The organism is Aquincola agrisoli, assembly GCF_036621135.1.
GTDB classification, from domain to species: domain Bacteria; phylum Pseudomonadota; class Gammaproteobacteria; order Burkholderiales; family Burkholderiaceae_C; genus Aquincola; species Aquincola agrisoli.
Genome location: NZ_JAZIBG010000028.1, coordinates 642,816 through 664,046, shown reverse-complemented (window position 1 = coordinate 664,046; position 21,231 = coordinate 642,816). Strand labels below are relative to the sequence as shown.

Below are 21,231 nucleotides of genomic sequence, written 5' to 3'. Positions count from 1 at the left end.
TGCCGCGGTTCATTCCCGCACCGCGCGGGCCCGGGCGGCCGCATCGATGTCGACCCGGTGCCACCACTCGTTCCAGAACAGCGGCCGGCGGTAGCCGACGACCCAGGGGTGCAGCAGGTCGGTGCTCACCCGGTGCACCGTCGCCTTGTACGGCATGTAGGCAATCGACAGCCGCTTCGCGTCGAGGAAGAGCGCGTCGCGCTCGGGGCCGTCGGGCAGCGCGGACAGGCGCTCGTACACCGCGTCGAAGGCCGGCAGCCTGAAGCGTGCGAGGTTCTGGCCGCCGGCCTGCGGCCCGTGCAGGCGCTGCAGCGCATCCTGGCCGTCGGGCCCCGAGGCGCTGCTGCCGAGCATCCACATCATCAGCCTGCCCGCGCGCGCCTGCTTCAGCTGCTCGGGCCACTGCCCGGTCACGAAGCGCACCCGCACGCCGATGGCCTCCATGTCGCGCCGGAACTGCTCGTCGAACTGGCGGTAGATCTGCTCGGGCTGCGTCGCCAGCTGCAGCCGCAGCGGCGCGCCGTCCGGCTGCTCGCGCCAGCCGTCGCCGTCGCGGTCGGTGTAGCCATAGACGTCCAGCAGCGCCTTGGCGCGCACCGGGTCGTGGTCGCCGTTCTCGCTCTTGAACGCGGCGTCGTAGCCGGTGGTGTGCGGCACCACGATCGACTGCGCGGGCACGGCCTGGCCGCGGCGGATCAGGCGGGCCTCGCGCCGGCTGTCCATCGCCAGCCCGATCGCCCGCCGCAGCGCGACGCGCTCGGCCGTGTAGCCGCCGACCACCGGATCCTCCATGTTGAAGTAGGTCAGGACGACGTCGGCATTGACCTGCCGCTGCGCGGTGATGCCGCGCCGGGCCAGGTGGGGCGCGAGCCGGCCGTTGGGCACGGCCGTCGGGGCGAAGCTGCCGGGCAGCGAGCCGTAGGCCCCCGCGACGGCGTCGATCTGGCCGTTCAGGAAGCTCAGCCAGCGGGGCTGCTCCTCTTCGATGACGGTGATGTGCACCTCGTCGACCATCGGCAGGCGCCGCCCCTGGAAGCGGGCCAGCAGCGCCTGGCCGGCGGCATCGTCCGCGGCGGGCTCGGCGTCGTAGTGCAGTTCGCGGAAGTCGGGGTTGCGCTCGAGCACGATGAGCGAATTGCGGCGCCACTGGCGCAGCCGGAAGGGGCCGGTGCCGACCGGGTGCTCGGCGACGCTGCCGGCATGGCGCTCGACCACCTCGCGCGCGACCGCGCCGAAGACGTCGCTCGCCGCGAGCACCGAGGCGAAGCGCGGCCGCGGTTCGCGCAGCGTGAACTGCAGCGTGTAGCGGTCCGGTGCATGCACGCCGTCGATCGCCTGGTCGTAGGCGAAGGGCCGCCGGCCGTCCAGCGCCTGCTGCCGCAGTTCGGCCAGCCCGACGAGGCCCAGGCTCTCGAGGGTGGACCACACCGGGCTGGCATTGGCCGGATCGGCGAAGCGCTTGAAGGTGTAGACGTAGTCCTGCGCAACGAGCTCGCGCGGCCGCCCGCCGAAAGCCGGATGGTCGGCGAAGTGGATGCCCGGGCGCAGCTTCACCGTCCAGCGGCGGTGGTCGGCGCTGTGCTCGGGCAGCGCCGCGGCCGTCAGGGGCCGCAGTTTCGCCGGCCGGGCCAGCGGGTCGTAGGCGTAGGGCGCCTCGAAGATGTGCGCGGTGACGGTGCGCGAGTAGATGTCGCTGATCCTGACGGGATCGAAGCCCGTCTCCGCCGAATTGAAGGCCACGCGCAGCACCTTGGCCGGCGCCCCGGCGGCGGCGGGCCCCGCCGCGCCGCCCGCCTGCGGCAGCAGCAGCGCCGCGGCCAGGCCGCACACGAGGCGCGCCAGCCGGCGGGCGGCGGTGCGCGTCACGGCTGCATGCGGGCCTGCTGCGCCGCGGCGTCGATGTCGACGTACTGCCAGAAGTCCTGCCAGAAGACCGGGCGCCGGTAGCCGATCAGCCAAGGCTGAGCCATGTCGGTGGCGATGCGGTGGGTGTGCGCCTTGTAGGGCATGTAGGCCACGGCCAGCTTGCGCGCCTCGTCGAACAGCGCATTGCGCTCGGGGCCGTCGGCCATGGCGTCGAGGCGGTCGTAGATCGCGTCGAATGCCGGCAGCTTGAAGCGCGCCATGTTCTGGCCGCCGATCTGCTGGCCGTGGAAGCGCTGGAAGGTGCCCAGCCCGTCGGGGTCGGCCGCCAGGCCGCCCACGCCCCACATCATCAGCGTGCCGGCGCGCGCGGCCTTCAGGTTCTCCGGCCATTTGGCGGGCTTGAACCGGATGCGCACGCCGATCGCGTCCATGTTGCGCTTCCAGAGGTCGTCGTGCTGGCGGCTGACCTGGTCGGGCTGGGTGGCCTTCTCGAGCAGGAGCGGCGAGCCGTCGGGCATGTCACGCCAGCCATCGCCGTCGCGGTCGACGTAGCCGTAGAGGTCGAGCAGGGCCTTGGCGCGTGCCGGGTCGTGGTCGCCGTTCTCGCTCTTGAAGGCGGGGTCGTAGCCCCAGGTGTTCGGCACCACCGGGCTTTGCGCGGGGATCGCCTGGCCGCCGCGGATCAGCCGGATCTCCGACTCGATGTCGAGCGCGAGGCCGATCGCACGGCGCAGCGCCACCTTGTCGGGCGTGTACCCGCCGACGATGGGGTGGTCCATGTTGAAGAAGGTCACCGTCACGTCGGACCGCTTGTTCCGGTAGGCCTGCAGCCCCCGCTGCGCGAGGTACGGCGCCAGCTTGCCGTTGGGCATGGCCTGGTTGACGAACTCGGGCGGCAGCGCCTCGATCAGGTCGGCCTGCTGCTGCAGGAAGCTCAGCCAGCGCGGCTGGTTCTCCTCGATGATCGAGATCTCCACGCGGTCGATCATCGGCAGGCGGCGGCCCTTGAAGCGTGCCAGCAGCGCCTGGCCCTCGGCGTCGTCGGGCGCAGGCTCGGCGACATAGCGCACGTCGCGGTAGGCCGGGTTGCGCTCGAGCACGATCAGCGAGCTGCGCCGCCACTGCTTCAGCACGAAGGGGCCGGTGCCGACCGGGTGCGCCGGGATGTCCGCGCCGTAGCGCTCGGCCACCTCGCGCGCGACGGCGCCGGTGAGGTCGCTGCCCGCCAGCGCGCCGGTGATGAAGCGGGGCGCCGGCTTGGCGAGCTTGAACTGCACGGTGTAGCGGTCCAGCGCCTTCAGTCCCTCGATCGGCGTGTCGTAGTCGAACGGCCGCTTGTCCTTCAGCGCGGCGTCGCGCAGGCCCTCCAGTCCGAGGAAGCCGAACTGCGCCAGCCAGGTCCAGGCCGGGCTCCTGACGGCCGGGTCGGCGAAGCGCTTGAAGGTGTAGACGTAGTCGGCGGCGACCAGCTCGCGCGGCTTGCCGCCGAAGGCCGGGTCGTCGGCGAAGTAGATGCCCGGCCGGAGCCGGACCGTCCAGGTGCGGTAGTCGGCGCTGTGCTCGGGCATGCCGTCGGCGGTGAGCGGGCGCACCTTGGCCGGCCGCGCGAGCGGGTCGTACTGGTACAGCGCCTCGAAGATGTGCGGCGTGACGGTGCGCGAGTACAGGTCGCTCACCTGCGCCGGATCGAAGCCCGTCTCCGCCGTGGGGAACGCGTAGCGCAGCACCTTGGGCGGCGTGCCGGCGGCCGCCGGTGCGGCCTGCGGCGCGGGTGCCTGGGCCAGCGCCAGCCCCGCGGCCAGCGTGCCGAGCGCGGCCAGGCTGCGGGCCGCGCGCATCATCGCCGTGCCTCGGCCTGCAGCGCCGGGTCCACGTCCACGTACTTCCAGAAATCGCGGACGAAGATGTTGCGGTGGTAGCCGATCAGCCATGGTTGCGCGAGGTCGGTGAAGATGCGGTGCAGGTGGATCTTGTACGGCATGTACGCTACCAGCAGGTCGCGCGCCTGGCCCATTGCGGCCGCGCGCTCGGGGCCGTCGGGCAGCGTGCGCTGCAGCTCGTACAGCGCGTTGAATGCCGGCAGGTCGAAGCGCGCGAGGTTGGCCGAGCCCTTGTTGCCGCCGTAGCCCAGCGCCAGGAAGGTGTCGCCGTCCGGCTGGGTGGCCCCCCAGCCCACGCCCCACATCGTCAGCTGGCCGGCGCGCGCGGCCTTGAGGTTCTCGGGCCACTTGGCGGTGCGGAAGTTCACCCGGATGCCGACGGCGCGCATGTTCTTCTGCCACAGCTCGGCCAGCTGGCGGCTCTGCTGGTCGGGCTGGCTGGCGTAGTCGATCGCCATCGGGCGGCCGTCGGGCTGCTCGCGCCAGCCGTCGCCATCGACGTCGCGGTAGCCGTAGAGGTCGAGCAGGGCCTTGGCGCGGGCCCGGTCGTGGTCGCCCATCTCGCTCTTGTAGGCCGGGTCGTGGCCCCAGGTCAGCGGGGCGATCGGCCCCTGCGCCGGCACGGCCTGCCCGCCGCGCGCCACGCGGATCTCGGTGGGCACGTCGACCGCCAGCGAGATCGCCCGCCGCAGCGCCACCTGCGCGGGCGCGTGGCCGCCAACCAGCGGGTGCTCCATGTTGAAGTACGAGAGCGCGGCGTCCGCACGCGGGTAGCGGTGCATCGTGATGCCGCGCCGGTGCAGGTGCGGCGCGAGCTGGTTGTTCGGGATCGCGAGCGGCGCGTACTCGGCGGGCAGCTCCTCCAGCAGGTCCATGCCGCCGTCCAGGAAGGACAGCCAGCGCGGCTGGTTCTCCTCGATGATCGACAGCTCGATGCGGTCGATCATCGGCAGCCGCCGGCCGCGCAGCTGCGCGGCGATGGCGGCCAGGCGCGCGTCGCCTTCGGGCGGCTGCTCGTCGTAGCGCCGGTCGCGGTAAGCCTCGTTGCGCTCGAGCACCATGCGTGCGCTGCGCTGCCAGCGCACGAGGCGGTAGGGCCCGGTGCCCACCGGGTGCTCCATGATCGCGTCGCCGTAGCGTTCCACCACCTCGCGCGCGACGGCGCCGGTGAACGAGGCGTCGGCGAGGTTGTAGAGGAAGCGGGGCGCCGGGTCGGCCAGGCGGATCTGGAAGGTGTAGCGATCGAGGGTCCGCAGGCCTTCGACCTCGCGGTCGTAGTCGAAGGGCTGCTTGCCCTCGAGCGCCTGCGTGCGCAGCGCCGCCAGGCCCAGGATCTTCGCGTTCTCCAGCACGTAGAGCTGCGGGCTCTTCCAGCGCGGGTCGTAATGGCGCTTGATCGAGTAGACATAGTCCTCGGCGGTCAGCTCGCGCGGCCGGCCCCCGAACGCCGGGTCGTCGGCGAAGTGGATGCCGGGGCGGATGCGGACGGTGAAGGTGCGGTGGTCGGCGCTGGCCTCGGGCATGGACGCAGCCGTGCTGGGCCGCAGCCGCGCCGGCTGGGCGAGGAATTCGAACTCCAGCGGCGCCTCGAACACCGATGCCAGCACGATGCGCGAGTAGAGGTCGATCACCTGCGCGGGATCGAAGCCCGTCTCGGCCACGCGGAACGCGTAACGCAGCACCTTCGGGCCCGTGGCGGCAGCCGGCGCCACCGCCGTCCCCGCCGGGGCGGCCATCGCGGCCGGCATGAACGCGGCCGCCGACACCACGAGCAAGGTACAGCGCCAGAAGGCCATCGCAGCGGCTGGGGAGTTCATCGGCCGAGTCTAGCGACGGCCGAGTGTTCCTCGGCCGGCATTCGCCTTGGCGCAATGCAGCGTTAACAGGCGCTTCATGAAGGCGTGCTTTCTGCTGCCTACACTGGTTAACCCTAGTATTCCCGTGGCACCACGTCTTTCATGGACATGCTCAGAGCCATGCGGGTCTTCGTCAACGTGGTGGACGAAGGCAGCTTCGCCAACGCGGCGCGGGCCCTCAAGATGACGCCCGCCGTCATCACCCGCACCGTGGCGCAGCTCGAAGCGCATCTGCAGGCCCGGCTCCTGCACCGCACCACGCGCCGGCTGTCGGTCACCGACGTCGGGGCCGCCTACCTCGACCGCGTCCGCAGGATCCTCGCGGCGGTCGAGGATGCGGAGCAGCGCACGCGCAGCGACGCCAGCGACGAGGCCGGCGTGCTGCGGATCGCCGCACCGCCGACGCTGCTGTCCCACCAGCTGGTGCGGCTGCTGCCGGAGTTCCGCGAGCGGCATCCCCGCGTGGCGCTGCACATCGAGCCGACCCAGGCGCCCGACGTGCTCGACGACAACGCCGACGTCACGCTGCTCGTGGCGCCCGAGGATTCGCTCGACGGCGAATTCGTCGCGCGCCGGCTGGCGCGGTCGGAGCTGCTGCTGTGCGCCGCACCGTCCTACCTCGACCAGCGCGGCCGGCCGCGGCATCCGTCGGAGCTGGCGCAGCACGAGCTGCTGGTGTCCAGCGTCACCCCGGGATTGCGCCCCTGGCGCTTCGAGCCGGCGGACGACGCGGGGCGGGACAGCATCGTCGTGCGCGGCCGGCGCGGCGGCGCCATCGACACGATGCACCACGAGACCCTGTACGAGGCGGCGATGGCGGGCATGGGCATCGTCAACACGCTGTCCTTCGTGGCCGGGCAGGCGGTGCAGCGCGGGCAACTCGAGCGCGTGCTGGGCGACTGGCGGCTGGGCGCCTACGAGCTGCATGCCGGCATGCCCAGCCGCAAGCACCAGACGGCGAGGTCGCGGCTGTTCATCGATTTCCTCGTCGAGAAGTTCGGCGGCCAGGCGCACGACCCCTGGCTGCAGGCGATGGCCGAGGCCAGAGATGACACGGAGATGACGGCCGCATGACAATCGTGTGAATTGGTTGATGGAATCAACCAATTCCTAGCACATCGATTGTTGCGATGCCGTCAATGCTGTGTTGTGTGCACACCGGCTCGTCCTGCCTGCGGTTCCTCCCTATCGTTAACCCTGACGGTTCAGTTCGAGCGCGGCTTGACGGGATTCGCCCGCTGCCCGGCCGTCCTCTAACCCACGGAGAAGTTCGCAAATGAAAAAGACCCTGTTCGCTCTTGCCGCCCTCGGTGCCTTCGCCGGCGCCGCCTCCGCCCAGTCGTCGGTCACGCTGTTCGGCGTCGTCGACGTGGCCGGCCGCTACGTGAAGAACGGCGACGTCAAGCAATGGCAACTGGCCAACAACGGCAACTCCAGCAGCCGCTTCGGCGTGCGCGGCGTCGAGGACCTCGGCGGCGGCCTGAAGGCCGGCTTCTGGCTCGAGTCCGCGATCAACCCCGATTCGGGCACGGCGGACAGCAGCAAGTTCTGGGGCCGCCGCTCCACCGTCAGCCTGATGGGCAACTTCGGTGAAGTGCGCCTGGGCCGCGACAAGACCCCGACCCAGCTCGCGCTGGAATCGTCGGATCCGTTCGGCGCCACCGGCATCGCCGACATCAGCAACCTGTACGTCTCGGCCCCCGGCTCGACCGTCGTCTCGAAGAGCCGCGCCGACAACATGGTGCAGTACTTCCTGCCGAGCACCCTGGGCGGCGTGTACGGCACGCTGGCCGTCGCGGCCGGCGAAGGCACCACGGGTGCCAAGTACATGGGCGGGCGCATCGGCTGGAAGTCGGGCCCGGTGGACGTGAGCTTCGCCTACGGCCGCAACGAGGAAGTGCTCGGCAACGAGGACCTCGACCTGTACGTGCTGGCCGGGACCTACGACTTCGGCGTGGCCAAGCTCTTCGCGTCGTTCCAGAACGCCGAGATCGACAACATGAAGGACCGCCTGCTGACGGTCGGCACCGCGGTGCCGTTCGGCGCCGGCGAGTTCCGCGCGTCGTACTCGAAGGTGGACGGCAAGGGCGGTGCGATCGACGACCGCGAGGCCGACAAGTTCGCCATCGGCTACGTGCACAACCTGTCCAAGCGGACCGCGCTGTACACGACCTACGCCTATATCAAGAACGACGGCACCGGCGCATACTCGGTGGCCGGCAACGGCGCGACGTCGGCGCAGCTGCGCGGCGAGAAGTCGCAAGGCTTCGACCTGGGCATCCGCCACTCGTTCTGATGGCTTGACCCTGCACGGCGCCTCGGTGCGCCGCTTGCATAGACAAACTGGTTGAACAAGAGGTTTTCCAACCTCCTTCGGGCCCTGGCGAGTTCTCGTCCGGGCCCTTTTTTACGCCCGCCCGCCGGGCCGGAAGCTGGTCCTACACTGCGCCATCCTTGACGTCACCGCACCGTGCGCCGCCGCCGGCGTGCGGCTTGCATGGAGTTGTGATCGATGACGGCCTACCTCGTGCGCCGCCTGTGGCAGATGGTCCCGACCCTCGCGGGCGTCGTGCTGCTGGTGTTCCTGCTGTTCAAGTTCTTCGGCGGCGACCCGGCCGAGATCCTCGGCGGGCTCAACGCGACCGCCGAGCAGGTCGACGCGATCCGCGAGCAGCTCGGGCTCAACGAGCCCTGGTACGTGCAGTTCTGGATCTTCCTGAAGAGCATCGCCACCTTCGACTGGGGCAAGAGCTGGGCGACCAACGAGGCGGTGAGCCATCTCTTCGCGACGCGGCTGCCGGCCACGCTGACGGTGATGGTGCCGATCCTGGTGCTCGACGTGCTGCTCGCGCTGCCCATCGCGATGTGGGTGGCCTACCGCCGCGGCTCGCTGACCGACCGCGTCATCATGGTGGCCACCACCGTGGCGCTGTCGATCTCGTTCCTGGTCTACATCATCGTCGGCCAGTACGTCTTCGGCTTCCAGCTCGGCTGGTTCCCGGTGCAGGGCTGGAGCGACTCGACGCTGACCAACCTGCTGACCTACGCCCCGCTGCCGGTGCTGCTGGCGGTGGCGGTGGGGCTGTCGCCGCAGACGCGGCTGTACCGCAGCTTCTTCCTCGACGAACTGGGCCACGACTACGTGCGCACCGCGCGCGCCAAGGGGCTGCCGGAGCGCACGGTGCTGTTCAAGCACGTGCTGCGCAACGCGATGATCCCCATCCTCACCAACATCGGGCTGCAGCTGCCGGGCATCTTCGTCGGCTCGTTCCTGATCGAGGTCTTCTTCTCGATCCCCGGCCTGGGCCGCGAGGTGCTGCTGGCGGTCAACCGCAGCGACTACCCGGTCATCCAGGCCGTCACGGTCTACCTGGCGGTGCTGACGATGGTGATCAACCTGGGCGTGGACCTGCTCTACAAGCTGGTCGACCCGCGGGTGGTGCTGAAATGAGCGCGGTCCTGCCGACCTCGCCGGCGGTGGCCGCGGCCGAACGTTCCGAAGGCGTCTGGCATGCCGCGTGGCGGCGCTTCCGGCGCGACCGCATCGGCATGGCGTCGTCGATCGTCGTGCTGGCCTTCCTGGTGCTGATCACGCTGGCCGGCCTGGGCTGGCTCGCTTCCGGCTGGCAGCGCGAGATCGGCGTGCCCAACGCGCCGCCGACCCTGCTCGGGCCGGCGGACGCCCAGGAGCAGGCCGCGATCGAGGTGCCCCCGGGGCCCAACGTCGATCTCTCGGCGGTCGATCCGCTGGCGCCGCGCTACAAGGAGTGGGACGAACGCGCCCGGCAGTTCGCGACCGAGGAGGTGCACAAGGCGGAGACCCTGCCGCTGGGTGGCGACCGGCTCGGACGCGACGTGCTGGCCAAGGCCGTCAAGGGCACGCAGATCTCCGTCTTCGTCGGCGTGCTCGCCGCCGCGCTGGCCGCGCTGGTGGGCACGCTGCTCGGCGCGCTGGCGGGCTTCTTCGGCCGCCGGCTGGGCGATTTCATCGAGTGGATCTACAACGTCTTCACCTCGATCCCCGACATCCTGCTGATCTTCGCGTTCGCGGCGGTCTTCGGCCGCGGCATCGGCACGGTGGTGCTGATCCTCGGGCTGACGGGCTGGACGGGCATCTACCGCCAGGTGCGCGCCGAGTTCATCAAGCATGGCAGCCGAGAGTACGTGCGCGCGGCCGAGGCCATCGGCGCCTCGGCGGCGTCGCGCATGTTCCGCCACATCCTGCCCAACGTCAGCCATGTGATCCTCGTGCGCATGTCGCTGCTGGTGGTGGGCTTCATCAAGGCCGAGGTGATCCTGAGCTACCTGGGCCTGGGCGTGCCGGTCGACCAGGTGAGCTGGGGCACGATGCTCGCCGAGGCGCAGAGCGAGCTGATCCTCGGCCACTGGTGGCAGCTGGCCGCCGCCACGCTGTTCATGGCGGTGTTCGTCACCGCCTTCTCGTTGATGGCCGATGCGCTGCGCGATGCGCTCGACCCCAAGCTGCGCGGGCTGGAGTGAACATGACCCTGTTGAGCATCCAGGACCTGCACGTGGCCTTCCGCATGGGCAAGGCCGGCGGGGTGATGCAGCGCACCGAGGCGGTGGGCCGCGGCGCGGTCGGCGTCAGCTTCGACGTGCCGGAGAACACCACGGTCGCGCTGGTCGGCGAGTCGGGCTCCGGCAAGAGCGTGACGGCGATGTCCATCCTGAACCTGCTGCCGGACAACGCCGAGCGCCGCGGCCGCATCGGCTACCGCGGGCGTGACCTGCTGCAGGCCGGCCCGGCGGCGCTGCTCGCCCTGCGCGGCCGCGAGATCGCCTGCGTGTTCCAGGATCCGATGAGCTCGCTGAACCCGGTGTTCACGGTCGGCCAGCAGCTGTGCGAGCCGCTGGTCCGGCACCTGGGTCTGGGCCGGCGGGCGGCGCTGGCGCGTGCCGAGGCCTTGCTGGCCGAGGTCGGCATGCCCGAGCCGCGGCGCCGGCTGGGTGCGTATCCGCACGAGCTGTCGGGCGGGCAGCAGCAGCGCGTGATGATCGCGATGGCCCTGGCCTGCGAGCCCCGGCTGCTGATCGCCGACGAGCCCACCACGGCGCTCGACGTGACCATCCAGCGGCAGATCCTCGAGCTGCTGGCGCGGCTGAAGGACAAGCACCGCATGAGCGTGCTCTTCATCAGCCACGACCTGGGCGTGGTCGGGGAGATCGCCGACCAGGTGGTGGTGATGCGCCACGGCGTGATCCGCGAGCAGGGGCCCGTGGCGCAGATCTTCAGCGCACCGCAGGACGCCTACACGCAGGCGCTGCTGGCCTGCCGCCCGAGCCTGGACCGGCATCCTGCGCGGCTCGCGGTGATCGACGACTACATCGCGGGCCAGCCGACGCAGCCGGCCGTGCAGCCCCCGCCCAAGGACGCCGCTGCGCCGGTGGTGCTGGAAGTGCGCTCGCTCGCCAAGAGCTTCTTCCTGCCCCACGGGCTCTTCCGCAAGCGGGAGTTCCCCGCCGTGCGCGGCGTCAGCTTCCAGTTGCGCCGCGGTCATACGCTGGGCGTGGTCGGCGAGTCGGGCTCCGGCAAGACGACGATGGGCCTGACGCTGCTGCGGCTGCACGAGCCGACCGGCGGCGAGGTGATCTTCGACGGCCGGAACCTGCTCACGCTGACCGACCGGGAGCGCCAGGCGATGCGTCGGCGCATCCAGATCGTGTTCCAGAACCCGTACGCGTCGCTGAACCCGCGCTTCACGATCGGGCAGGCGCTCATCGAGCCGATGGCCATCCACGGCATCGGCGCCGACACCACCGAGCGGGAGCACCGCGCGCGCTTGCTGTTGGACAAGGTGGGGCTCGACGGGGGCGCCTTCGGCAAGTACCCGCACGAGTTCAGCGGCGGCCAGCGCCAGCGCATCGCCATCGCGCGCTGCCTGACGCTGCAGCCCGAGGTGCTGGTGCTCGACGAGGCGGTGAGTGCGCTCGACGTCTCGGTCCAGGCGCAGGTGCTCAACCTGCTGAAGGACCTGCAGGACGAATTCGGCCTGGCCTACGTCTTCATCAGCCACGACCTCGCGGTGGTGCGCTTCATCAGCGACGAGGTGCTGGTGATGAAGGACGGCGAGGTGGTCGAGCAGGCCAGCGCGCAGCAGATCCTGGCGGCCCCCCAGCACGACTACACCCGGCGGCTGCTCGGCGCCGTGCCCCGCGGCTACCAACCCGCCGTGTGACAAAACGCGTCGCTTGCGGCGCCGGGTGGCACAAAGCGTCGGCGGCCTGCCGGCTCGGGGTGTCACATCTTGTCGCATTCGGGGTGCGGCGTGACGGATCGGGGCCTCGGCGGCGATGGCATGGAAGCTGCGCTGTCCGTGCACGCCAAGGAGCTTGCCATGTCCACGCCGCCCGACCGTCCCCCGCTGCACCGCGTGCTTGCCGCGCCCACCGGCACGACGGCGGGGCGATCGCAGGCGACCCCGGCGCAACCGCGGGTCCCCCAGTCGGCCCGGGCGCCGGCACAACTTGCGTTCATTTTCCGTCGCGTTTGACCGCATGGACACGCGGCTGCGTGGACTGAGTGGAATCACTCAGCGAGGGGGCTACGGCGCTGTAGCAGACTGCCCGTCCTTCCCACTCACAAGGACGAACGGCCGATGAGCATCTCTCGCCGAACCTCGCTCGCGGCAGCCTGCGCCGCGCTGTCCCTGGCTGCCATTCCGCTCGCCGCATCCGCCCAGGCCGCCTGGCCGACCAAACCGGTGCGCATCGTCGTGCCCTTCGCGGCCGGGGGCACCACCGACCTGATGGCGCGCGCCATGGCCCCCGAACTGCAGCGCGCCTTCGGTCAGCCCTTCATCGTCGACAACAAGCCCGGCGCGGGCGGCAACATCGGCGCGGCCGAGGTGGCCCGCTCGGCACCCGACGGTCACACGCTGCTGATGGGCACCGTCGGCACCCACGGCATCAACGCCGCGCTCTACGGCAAGCTGCCCTACGACCCGATCAAGGACTTCGCGCCCATCACGCTGGTGGCGGCGGTGCCGAACGTGCTGGTGTTCAACCCCGCCAAGGCCGAGCAGCTCGGCATCCGCAACGTGGCGGACCTGATCAAGTACGCCCGCGCCAACCCCGGCAAGCTGAACATGGCCAGCGCCGGCAACGGCACCTCGATCCACCTGTCGGGCGAGCTTTTCAAGAGCATGACGGGCAGCTACATGCTGCACTTCCCGTACCGCGGCTCGGGCCCGGCGCTGATCGACCTGATCGGCGGCAACATGGACCTGATGTTCGACAACCTCCCCTCGTCGATGCAGCAGATCAAGGCCGGCAAGCTCAAGGCGCTGGCGGTGACGAGTGCGGTGCGCTCGCAGGCGCTGCCCGACGTGCCGACGATCGCCGAGGCCGGCCCGGTCAAGGGCTATGAAGCCACGAGCTGGTTCGGGCTGCTCGCGCCGGCCGGCACGCCGGCGGACGTGGTCAACCGCATTCAGCAGGAATCCGCCAAGGCGCTCGCCAGCCCGTCGCTGAAGGAACGGCTGGTGGCGCAGGGCGCCATCCCGGGCGGCGGCACGCCGGCGGAGTTTGCGAAGCTGATCGGCACCGAAACCACGAAGTGGGCGCAGGTGGTGAAGGTGTCCGGCGCCAAGGTCGACTAGACAAGCCAGTGGAAGGCCCGGCCCGGCTGCGGGGAGGAACCGCAGCCGGGTGGCCAACGGCAAGGCCGTCAGAACTTGTGGCGCAGGCCGACGGCGTAGGTGTTGCCGGTCTTCACGTCGGTGAGCTTGTCCTGCAGGTAGATGGCGTACACGTCGGTGCGTTTCGAGAGGTTGTGGTCGTAGCCGACCGTCAGCGTCTTGTTGTTCCGCTCGACCGCGCCGGCGTCGCGCTTGGATTCGCCGTACGACGCCAGGACCGCACCGGCCGGGCCGACCGGGATCGAGGCGCCGATCTGCACCGTCTTGGTCTTGACCTCGGTGGTGGCGTCGGTCTCGATCTGCCCGTACTGGCCGAAGAGCTTGGCCATGCCGAAGTCGTAGGCCGCGCCCAGCTGCCAGGCGGTCTGGTGATCGAAGCCCGCGAAGTTGGTCAGGCTGTTGCCGCCGGGGCCGTTGGCTTCCACGTGCTGGTAGGCCACCGTCGCCGAGAACGGGCCGGCGAAGTACAGCACGTTGCCGCCATAGTTCGGCCCCTTGTTGACACCCCCTTCACCGGCCGCCACCGCGATGTTCGCGCTGAGGCCGCCGAACTTCGGCGTGCCGTAGAAGATGGCGTTGCCCCAGCCCGAGTCGCCGATCAGCGGCGTCTGGAACACGGCGTTGCCCGGGCCCTTATTGTTGTTGTACCACTGGCGGATGGCGGGCGAGAAGCCGAAGGAATCGCCGAACGGATTGAAGAGCAGCGTCGACACGAACAGCGGCGTGCCGGCACGGCCGGCGCGCAGCGTGCCGAAGGCGCCGCTCAGGCCGACGTTGGCGCTGCGCGCCCAGAACACGTCGGGGCCGAACCGGCCGGCCGTGCCGACATCCGCGAGGAAGAAGCTCTCCAGAGCGAAGGTGGCCTTCAGGCCGCCGCCCAGGTCTTCGGCGCCGCTGAAGCCGATGTAGCTGGTGGCCATCCTGCCGCTCTCGACGCGTTTGAGCTTGGCTTCGCCTGCGTTCTGGAACTGGCCGGCCGACAGGTCGAGCAGGCCATAGATGGACACGGACTGGGCCTGCGCCATGCCGGCGAGGCCCAGGAGCAGCGCCAGTGCGGCAGGGCGGCGGCCGGCGTGAAACGGGATCTGCATGATCGGGGGAACTCCTCGAGTGATCTACAAATGATGGAGGCCCCTTGCGCAAGTCGCGTGCCCGCCAAAACTGTATGCAATCGATGCCGCGCGGCACCAAATGCGGCGGCTCCCGTTCGCTTGTGGTGCGCCGCGCACCCGGGCGGCTTCAGAGCGATCCCAGCCCCATCGCCTCGGCCAGCGCGGCATGCAGGCGCACGGCATCGATCGGCTTCGTGAGGAAGTCGTTCATGCCGGCCGACAGCGCCTGCTCGCGTTCCGAGACCAGCGCCGCCGCCGTCAACGCGAGGATCGGCAGCGTCCGCGCGTCGTACTGCTGGCGCAGCCGCCGCGTGGCCTCGTGGCCGCTCATCACGGGCATCTGCACATCCATCAGCACCGCGTCGAAGAGCCGGCCGCTGCGTGCCGCCTGCGCCACCGCCTCAAGCGCCTGCTGACCGTCGGCAGCCTGCTCCACCTCGACGCCCCATTGCTCGAGCAGCGTGACGCCGATCATCATGTTGACGGGGTTGTCCTCGACCAGCAGCACGCGGCGGCCCGACAGCGGGCTGTCGTTGTCCAGGGGCCCGAAGGCCGACGGCGCCCCGTCCTCCTCGCTCGTCGGCAGCGGCAGCTCGACCCAGAAGCAGCTGCCTTCGCCGGGCCGGCTGAGCACGCCGACGCGGCCTCCCATCAGCGTCGACAGCTCGCGGCAGATCGACAGGCCGAGCCCGGTACCGCCGAAGCGGCGTGTCGTGGATTCGTCGCCCTGCGTGAAGGGCCGGAACAGCCGCTCCTGGATTGCCGGGTCGATGCCCGGGCCGGTGTCGATCACCTCGATGCGTACGGACGATTCGCTGGCCAGCGGATCGGGCCGCCCCCTCACGCCATCCCTGCGCGCCGGCCGGGCGCGCAGCCGGACGCTGCCCGAGCCGGTGAACTTCAGTGCGTTGCTCAGGAAGTTGCCGACGATCTGGCGCACGCGCACCGGGTCGCCGAGCACGCGCCGCGGCAGCGCGGGGTCGATGTCCAGCCGAAGCGCCAGGCCCCGGGCCTGCGCCGGCGGGAGGCTGGCGCGGTACAGGCTGGACAGCAGGCCGTGCAGGTCGAACGGCAGCGTCTCCAGCCGGAGCTCGCCCGCCTCCACCTTCGACAGGTCGAGGATGTCCGAGACGATGGCCGACAGCAGCTTGGCGCTGTCGATGATCTGTTCCAGGTACTGGCCACGCAGCTGGGCGTCGATGTCGGGCTGGTGCGCGAGGCGGGCCAGCCCGACGAGCGCATTGAGCGGCGTGCGCAGCTCGTGGCTGGTATTGGCCAGGAAGGCGCTCTTGGCCTGGCTGGCCGCCTCCGCGGCGTCGCGGGCCTTGGCCAGCGCCTGTTCCACGGCGCGGCGGTCGGTCACGTCGTCGGCGATCCAGATGGTGCTGCCGCCGTTGGGGCGGTCGGGGTCGACCGCACGGGCGAGCAGCCGGCACAGGAACAGGCTGCCGTCGCGGCGGCGCATCGGCGCTTCATACTCCACCTGCTCGCCGCGCGCGAGCGCGGGGCCGACCGCCTCGCTCATCGCCGCGTAGGCGGCTTCGTCGGGCCACACCGCGATGCCCGGCTGGCCGGCGATGCTGCCGCGGTGCCAGCCGAACATCTGCTCGAAGCGCGGGTTCGCGAGCTGGAACGTGCGGTCGCGCGTGAGCGCGATGCCGATCGACGCGTTCTCGAGGATGGCCTCGCGCTCCAGCCGGGCGCGCTCCGCCACCGTCACGTCGCGGGCGTTGAGCACGAGGTACTGCCGGTTGTCCATCTCGAAGCGCGCGGCGGACACCAGCATCGCCAGGTGCCGGCCGTCCTTGATGCGGAAGTGCGTCGCCAGGTCGCGCACGACGGCGTCGCCTTCCAGCGCCTCGACGATCCGCCGCCGGTCGCGCGGCGAGGTCCAGATGCCCAACTCGTCCGCCGTGCGGCCGATGACCTCGTCCATCGTGTAGCCCGTCAACCGCACGAAGGTGTCGTTGACCATCACGTAGCGCTGCGTCGACATCTCCGTGAGCGTGATGACGTCGGGGCTCGTCGCCACCAGGTGCGACAGCAGTGCCTCCGAGCGGCGCACCGCATCCTCGGCGCTGCGGCGGTCGGTGTCGTCCAGGAAGCTCGACAGCGTGGCCGGCTCGCCGTCGGCTTCCACCGTCACGCCGGACACCCGCACCACGCGCTGGCCGCCGTCGATCGTCCTCAGGACGAACTCCGACGGCACGGCGCTGGGCGTACCGGGGCGGGCCTCCAGCAGCAGATGGCTCGGCAGCGTCGGGCCTCCCTCGGCCGGCGCGAGGGCGCCGAAGACTTCCTGGCCGACCATCGAGGCCAGGTCGCGGTATCCGAACAGCGCCGCCGCCGCGGGATTGGCGTCGAGCACACGGCCCTGCCGGTGCAGCAGCAGTGGCGAGGGCAGGCGGCTGAACAGGTCCTGGTAGCGCACCTCGGTGGCCAGCAGCGCGGCGCGGGCGCGCATGTCCAGGGTCACGTCGCGCGACACGCCCCAGTAGCCGATGAAGACGCCGCGCCGGTCGAACCGCGGCTCGCCGCTCAGCACCTCGTGGCGCGTGCGGCCGTCCGGTTGATGCTCGCGCACGTGCACCTCGCGGAAAGGGCGGCGTGCTTCGAGGTCGGCGCGCAGCGCGTCCAGCACCTCGTCGTCGAACAGGCGGCCCGGCAGTTCCCACAACGCGCAATGGGGCGGCGGCCACTGGTTCTCGAACCGGTGGTCGCCGCTGCGGATCGACAGGTGCATCAGCCGCAGGCCGGTGTCGAGCTCCCAGTAGGCATCGGCGGCGATGCCCAGCAGGCCGATGAACCGCTGCTCGCGTTCGCTGCTCGCCGCCACATGCTGGCGCAGCACACGCGCCAGCAGCGCGCCGCAGGCGAGGCCCGCCGCCAGCAGCAGCCACTGGTTCAGCAGCCGGCGCAGCAGCGGGACGTCGGCCACCGCTTCGGCGCCGGCGATCCAGTGCCGGTACTCCGCCCACGCCAGCAGCGTGAGCGACAACGCCCCGCCGAGCGCCACCAGCGCCCCGCGCCGCACCGAGGCGATCGCGCAAGCGGTGCAGGTCAGCAGGCTGTAGAAGCCGATCGCCGCGCTGTTGAGTCCCCACTGGAAGCCCAGGCTGGTCAGCGTGATCAGCACGATGGTGCCCAGGGCGACGGGCATCACCGCCAGGTCGATCACCGGACCGCGCTGGCGATGGAGCGCGGCGCCGGCGATGCCCAGCGCCAGGAAGCCGCTGGCCAGCAGCAGCCGCTGCCAGAAGGGGCCGGGCTGGGCCAGCATCAGCAGCGCGGCCGCGGCGGCGCTCGCGGCGGCCGTGGTGCCGTAGAAGTAGCGGGCGACGAGAGCGCGGACCGACGGCAGCGGGTCCGCCAGCGGCGACGAGGTCACGTCGGCCACCGCGTGCGTGCGCCGCGGCCCGCAGGGCGTGGACAGCCGGCAGCCGGGTGTCGCATGCAGCCGCCGGCAGGCGTCAGGGCGCGGCCGGCGGCCGGGCGGCGTTCAGCGCGTCGCGGGTGGCGAGCGCCGCGGTGCGCGCCGCGGCCGCGAAGTCCTCGCCCCGCGAGGCGTACAGCACCGCCCGCGACGACGAGACGATGATCGGCCCGTCGGTCTGCCAGCCCGCGCGGACCGTGGCCTGCGCATCGCCGCCCTGGGCGCCCACGCCCGGGATCAGCAGCGGCAGCGTGGGGGCCAGCTCCCGCACGCGGGCGACTTCGGCCGGGAAGGTGGCGCCCACCACCAGCCCGATCTGCCCGTTGGCGTTCCAGGGGCCGGCGGCCAGGCGGGCGATGTGCTCGTAGAGCATCTCGCCGCTGGCCAGGCGCTGGGCCTGCAGGTCGCTGCCGCCGCTGTTGGAGGTCCGGCACAGCAGGATCGCGCCGCGGCCCTCGTAGCGCAGGTAGGGCTCGATCGAGTCGAAGCCCATGAAGGGCGACAGCGTCACCGCATGCGCCTGGTAGCGCTCGAAGGCCTCGCGGGCGTACTGCTCGGCGGTGGCGCCGATGTCGCCGCGCTTGGCGTCGAGGATCACCGGCACGCCGGGCGCCACGCGGCGGATGTGCGCGACCAGCCGTTCGAGCTGCTCCTCGGCGCGGTGCGCGTGGAAGTAGGCGATCTGCGGCTTGAACGCGCAGACCAGGTCGTGCGTCGCATCGACGATGGCGGCGCAGAAATCGAAGATGCGGCCCGCGTCGCCCGCCCAGGCGCCGGGGAACCGCGACGGATCCGGGTCGAGCCCCACGCAGAGCATCGAATCGTGGGCATCGGCGGCTTGCCGTAGGGCGGCGACAAAGTTCATGCCGCGATTCTAGGCAGCAGGCCCGGCGTGCCGCGCCGGGCCGCGCTTCAGATCCGGCGGGCGAGCTCGGCGGCGCTGCCGGTGTACGAGCCTGGCGTCAGCGCCAGCAGGCGGGTCTTCTCGGCCTCGGGGATCTCGAGCGTGGCGACGAACTGCTGCATCGCCTCGCGCGTGATGCCCTTGCCGCGCGTCAGCTCCTTCAGGCGCTCGTACGGGTTGGGCAGCGCGTAGCGGCGCATCACGGTCTGGATGGGCTCGGCCAGCACTTCCCAGGCGGCGTCGAGGTCGGCGGCCAGCGCCGCTTCGTTCAGTTCCAGCTTGTCGAGCCCGCGCGAGAGGCTGTCGCAGCCCAGCAGCGCGTAGCCGAGTGCCACGCCCATGTTGCGCAGCACGGTGGAGTCGGTCAGGTCGCGCTGCCAGCGGCTCACCGGCAGCTTCTGGCTCAGGTGGGTGAGCAGCGCGCTGGCCAGGCCGAAGTTGCCTTCCGCGTTCTCGAAGTCGATCGGGTTGACCTTGTGCGGCATCGTCGAGCTGCCGATCTCGCCGGCCTTGGTCTTCTGCTTGAAGTAGCCCAGCGAGATGTAGCCCCAGACGTCACGCGACCAGTCGATCAGGATGGTGTTGGTGCGGGTGAAGGCGTCGAACAGCTCGGCCATCCAGTCGTGCGGCTCGATCTGGATGGTGTAGGGGTTGAAGGTCAGGCCGAGCTGCTCTTCCACCACCTTGCGCGCATGCGCCTCCCAGTCGTGTTCGGGCCAGGCGGAGAGGTGCGCGTTGTAGTTGCCCACCGCACCGTTCATCTTGGCCAGCGGCTGCACCGCGGCGATGCGCGCGCGGGCGTTGCGCAGGCGCGCGACGACGTTGGCGATCTCCTTGCCCACCGTGGTGGGGCTGGCCGTCTGGCCGTGGGTGCGGCTCAGCATCGGCGTGGCGGCGAACTCGTGCGCCATGCCGGCCAGCTTGTCGGCGATGCGGTCGATGGCCGGCAGCATCACCTCGTCGCGCGCGGCCTGCAGCATCAGCGCGTGGCTGGTGTTGTTGATGTCCTCGCTGGTGCAGGCGAAGTGGATGAACTCGCCCGCGGCTTCCAGCTCGGCGGTGCCGGCGATGCGCGACTTCAGCCAGTACTCGACCGCCTTCACGTCGTGGTTGGTGGTCTTCTCGATGTCCTTGATCGCCTGCGCGTCGGCCTCGGAGAAGCGCACCACCAGCCCGCGCAGCAGGCCGCGGCCGGCTTCGGACAGCGGCTTGAACTCCGAGAAGCCGGCGTCCGACAGCGCGATGAACCACTCCACCTCGACCTGCACGCGCCGGTGCATCAGCCCGAACTCGGACAGCAGCGGCCGCAGCGCGGCGACCTTGCCGGCGTAGCGGCCGTCGAGGGGGGACAGGGCGGAAAGCGTGGAGGGCGTCATGGCCGGGCCGTCGAATCTGGGGAGCCGGCGATTGTAGGAGCGGGCCCTGCGCACGATGCCTGCGCGGCCCGGGCGCCCGGCATTGCGCTTGGCAACAGCTCGGACCGCGGCACATCACCATAATGCTCGGTTTCCCCAAACGGAGAACGCATGCATCCAACCCGCCGCCAAGCCGTGCTCGTCGGCGCGAGCCTGGCCCTCGGCGCCTGCTGGCCTGCGCAGGCGCAGGCCAGGTTGAAGGTCGCCGCGGTGTACACCGTTCCGGCCGGGCAACAGTGGGTGGGCCGGGTCGACAAGGCGCTGAAGGCCGCCGCGGCGCGGGGCGAGATCGACTACGTGTTCAGCGAGAACGTGGCCGCGGCCGACTTCGAGCGCGTGGTCCGCGAGTACGCGGAGCAGGGCTGCGCCCTCATCGTCGGCGAGGCCTTCTCGGTGGAGGCCGCGGCGCGCAAGGTCGCCCGGGCCTTTCCCAAGACCGCTTTCCTGATGGGCAGCAGCGGCCGGCCGCAGGCGCCCAACTTCGCGGTGTTCGACAACTACATCCACGAGCCGGCCTACCTGACGGGCATGATCGCCGCCGGCATGAGCAAGACCCGCCGGGTGGGCCTGGTGGCCGGCTATGCGATCCCCGAGGTCAACCGGCTGATGAACGCGTTCATCGCCGGGGTGAAGGAGGTCGATCCCAAGGCGCGCATCAGCGTCGCGTTCATCGACAGCTGGTTCGATCCGCCCAAGGCGAAGCAGGTCGCGTTCGGGATGATCGACGACGGCGTGGACGTGCTCTACGCGGAGCGCTTCGGCGTCAGCGACGCCGCGAAGGAGCGCAAGGTGCTGGCGATCGGCAACGTCACCAACACGCAGGACAAGTACCCCGAGACCATCGTCGCGTCGGCGCTGTGGAACGTCGAGCCCACCATCGATGCCGCCGTGGCCGCCGTCAAGGCCGGCAAGTTCCGCGGTGCCGACTACGGCAAGTACTCGCGCATGCAGTACAAGGGCAGCGAACTGGCCCCGCTGGGGACCTTCGAGGACAAGGTGCCGGCGGAGCTGAAGGCCCGCGTCGCGAAGAAGCAGAAGGCCATACTCGACGGCAAGTTCATCGTGAAGGTGAACGACGCCGCACCGCGCGCCACCCGGTAGCGGCTG

General features: G+C 70.8%; 14 protein-coding genes. 7 read left to right on the top strand and 7 right to left on the bottom strand.

What is annotated here, in order from left to right; translation table 11 throughout:
* Positions 1-9 precede the first annotated feature (9 nt).
* Genes V4F39_RS14735 through V4F39_RS14725 form a run of 3 tightly spaced genes read right to left on the bottom strand, consistent with a single transcriptional unit; the run spans position 10 to position 5,563 of the window.
* Positions 10-1,866, bottom strand: a complete 1,857-nt coding sequence (locus V4F39_RS14735) for an ABC transporter substrate-binding protein (protein WP_332290306.1) — start codon at positions 1,864-1,866, stop codon at positions 10-12.
* Complete coding sequence (locus V4F39_RS14730) at positions 1,863-3,707, bottom strand: ABC transporter substrate-binding protein (RefSeq protein WP_332290305.1); 1,845 nt, start codon at positions 3,705-3,707, stop codon at positions 1,863-1,865. The genes V4F39_RS14735 and V4F39_RS14730 overlap by 4 nt, the downstream gene beginning before the upstream one ends.
* Positions 3,704-5,563: an ABC transporter substrate-binding protein gene (locus V4F39_RS14725; RefSeq protein ID WP_332290304.1), complete on the bottom strand. Its 1,860-nt coding sequence runs from the start codon at positions 5,561-5,563 to the stop codon at positions 3,704-3,706. The genes V4F39_RS14730 and V4F39_RS14725 overlap by 4 nt, the downstream gene beginning before the upstream one ends.
* Before the next feature lie 141 nt (positions 5,564-5,704).
* Here V4F39_RS14725 and V4F39_RS14720 point away from each other — a divergent pair, with 141 nt between their 5' ends.
* The 6 genes from V4F39_RS14720 (at position 5,705) to V4F39_RS14695 (ending at position 13,221) form a co-directional block, all read left to right on the top strand.
* Complete coding sequence (locus V4F39_RS14720) at positions 5,705-6,676, top strand: LysR family transcriptional regulator (RefSeq protein ID WP_332290303.1); 972 nt, start codon at positions 5,705-5,707, stop codon at positions 6,674-6,676.
* Positions 6,677-6,878: 202 nt separating this feature from the next.
* A complete protein-coding gene (locus tag V4F39_RS14715; protein WP_332290302.1) occupies positions 6,879-7,898 on the top strand; it encodes a porin in 1,020 nt (339 codons plus the stop codon).
* Positions 7,899-8,114: 216 nt separating this feature from the next.
* Positions 8,115-9,053, top strand: coding sequence for an ABC transporter permease (locus V4F39_RS14710; RefSeq protein ID WP_332290301.1), 939 nt, complete (start codon positions 8,115-8,117; stop codon positions 9,051-9,053).
* Positions 9,050-10,102 carry an ABC transporter permease gene (locus tag V4F39_RS14705; protein WP_332290300.1) on the top strand — a complete coding sequence of 351 codons (1,053 nt, stop codon included), beginning with the start codon at positions 9,050-9,052 and terminating at the stop codon, positions 10,100-10,102. Before V4F39_RS14710 ends, V4F39_RS14705 begins: the two co-directional genes overlap by 4 nt.
* A gap of 2 nt (positions 10,103-10,104) precedes the next feature.
* Positions 10,105-11,799, top strand: a complete 1,695-nt coding sequence (locus V4F39_RS14700; RefSeq protein ID WP_332290298.1) for an ABC transporter ATP-binding protein — start codon at positions 10,105-10,107, stop codon at positions 11,797-11,799.
* Between the two features lie 420 nt (positions 11,800-12,219).
* Positions 12,220-13,221: a Bug family tripartite tricarboxylate transporter substrate binding protein gene (locus tag V4F39_RS14695; RefSeq protein WP_332290296.1), complete on the top strand. Its 1,002-nt coding sequence runs from the start codon at positions 12,220-12,222 to the stop codon at positions 13,219-13,221.
* Positions 13,222-13,289: 68 nt separating this feature from the next.
* Here the strand turns inward: V4F39_RS14695 and V4F39_RS14690 are convergent, their stop codons facing one another.
* The 4 genes from V4F39_RS14690 to purB all read right to left on the bottom strand — a co-directional run bounded on the left by V4F39_RS14690 (position 13,290) and on the right by purB (position 20,085).
* Positions 13,290-14,351 carry a porin gene (locus tag V4F39_RS14690; RefSeq protein ID WP_332290295.1) on the bottom strand — a complete coding sequence of 354 codons (1,062 nt, stop codon included), beginning with the start codon at positions 14,349-14,351 and terminating at the stop codon, positions 13,290-13,292.
* Between the two features lie 148 nt (positions 14,352-14,499).
* Positions 14,500-17,769, bottom strand: a complete 3,270-nt coding sequence (locus V4F39_RS14685; RefSeq protein WP_332290293.1) for a PAS domain-containing hybrid sensor histidine kinase/response regulator — start codon at positions 17,767-17,769, stop codon at positions 14,500-14,502.
* A gap of 73 nt (positions 17,770-17,842) precedes the next feature.
* Positions 17,843-18,670 (bottom strand): orotidine-5'-phosphate decarboxylase, encoded by an 828-nt coding sequence (pyrF, locus tag V4F39_RS14680; protein ID WP_332290292.1) that lies wholly within the window; start codon positions 18,668-18,670, stop codon positions 17,843-17,845.
* Positions 18,671-18,717: 47 nt separating this feature from the next.
* Positions 18,718-20,085, bottom strand: a complete 1,368-nt coding sequence (purB, locus tag V4F39_RS14675; protein WP_332290290.1) for an adenylosuccinate lyase — start codon at positions 20,083-20,085, stop codon at positions 18,718-18,720.
* A gap of 150 nt (positions 20,086-20,235) precedes the next feature.
* Between purB and V4F39_RS14670 the strand changes: the two genes are divergently transcribed.
* The gene (locus V4F39_RS14670; protein ID WP_332290288.1) at positions 20,236-21,225 is read left to right on the top strand and encodes a BMP family protein; all 990 of its coding nucleotides are present in this window, start codon (positions 20,236-20,238) and stop codon (positions 21,223-21,225) included.
* Positions 21,226-21,231 lie beyond the last annotated feature (6 nt).

Bases quoted from the DNA above. Each gene is read 5' to 3' on its own strand.
- V4F39_RS14730 (WP_332290305.1), bottom strand. From the start codon at position 3,707: ATGATGCGCGCGGCCCGCAGCCTGGCCGCGCTCGGCACGCTGGCCGCG.
- V4F39_RS14725 (WP_332290304.1), bottom strand. From the start codon at position 5,563: ATGAACTCCCCAGCCGCTGCGATGGCCTTCTGGCGCTGTACCTTGCTC.
- V4F39_RS14720 (WP_332290303.1), top strand. From the start codon at position 5,705: ATGGACATGCTCAGAGCCATGCGGGTCTTCGTCAACGTGGTGGACGAA.
- V4F39_RS14715 (WP_332290302.1), top strand. From the start codon at position 6,879: ATGAAAAAGACCCTGTTCGCTCTTGCCGCCCTCGGTGCCTTCGCCGGC.
- V4F39_RS14710 (WP_332290301.1), top strand. From the start codon at position 8,115: ATGACGGCCTACCTCGTGCGCCGCCTGTGGCAGATGGTCCCGACCCTC.
- V4F39_RS14705 (WP_332290300.1), top strand. From the start codon at position 9,050: ATGAGCGCGGTCCTGCCGACCTCGCCGGCGGTGGCCGCGGCCGAACGT.
- V4F39_RS14700 (WP_332290298.1), top strand. From the start codon at position 10,105: ATGACCCTGTTGAGCATCCAGGACCTGCACGTGGCCTTCCGCATGGGC.
- V4F39_RS14695 (WP_332290296.1), top strand. From the start codon at position 12,220: ATGAGCATCTCTCGCCGAACCTCGCTCGCGGCAGCCTGCGCCGCGCTG.
- V4F39_RS14690 (WP_332290295.1), bottom strand. From the start codon at position 14,351: ATGCAGATCCCGTTTCACGCCGGCCGCCGCCCTGCCGCACTGGCGCTG.
- pyrF (WP_332290292.1), bottom strand. From the start codon at position 18,670: ATGAACTTTGTCGCCGCCCTACGGCAAGCCGCCGATGCCCACGATTCG.
- purB (WP_332290290.1), bottom strand. From the start codon at position 20,085: ATGACGCCCTCCACGCTTTCCGCCCTGTCCCCCCTCGACGGCCGCTAC.
- V4F39_RS14670 (WP_332290288.1), top strand. From the start codon at position 20,236: ATGCATCCAACCCGCCGCCAAGCCGTGCTCGTCGGCGCGAGCCTGGCC.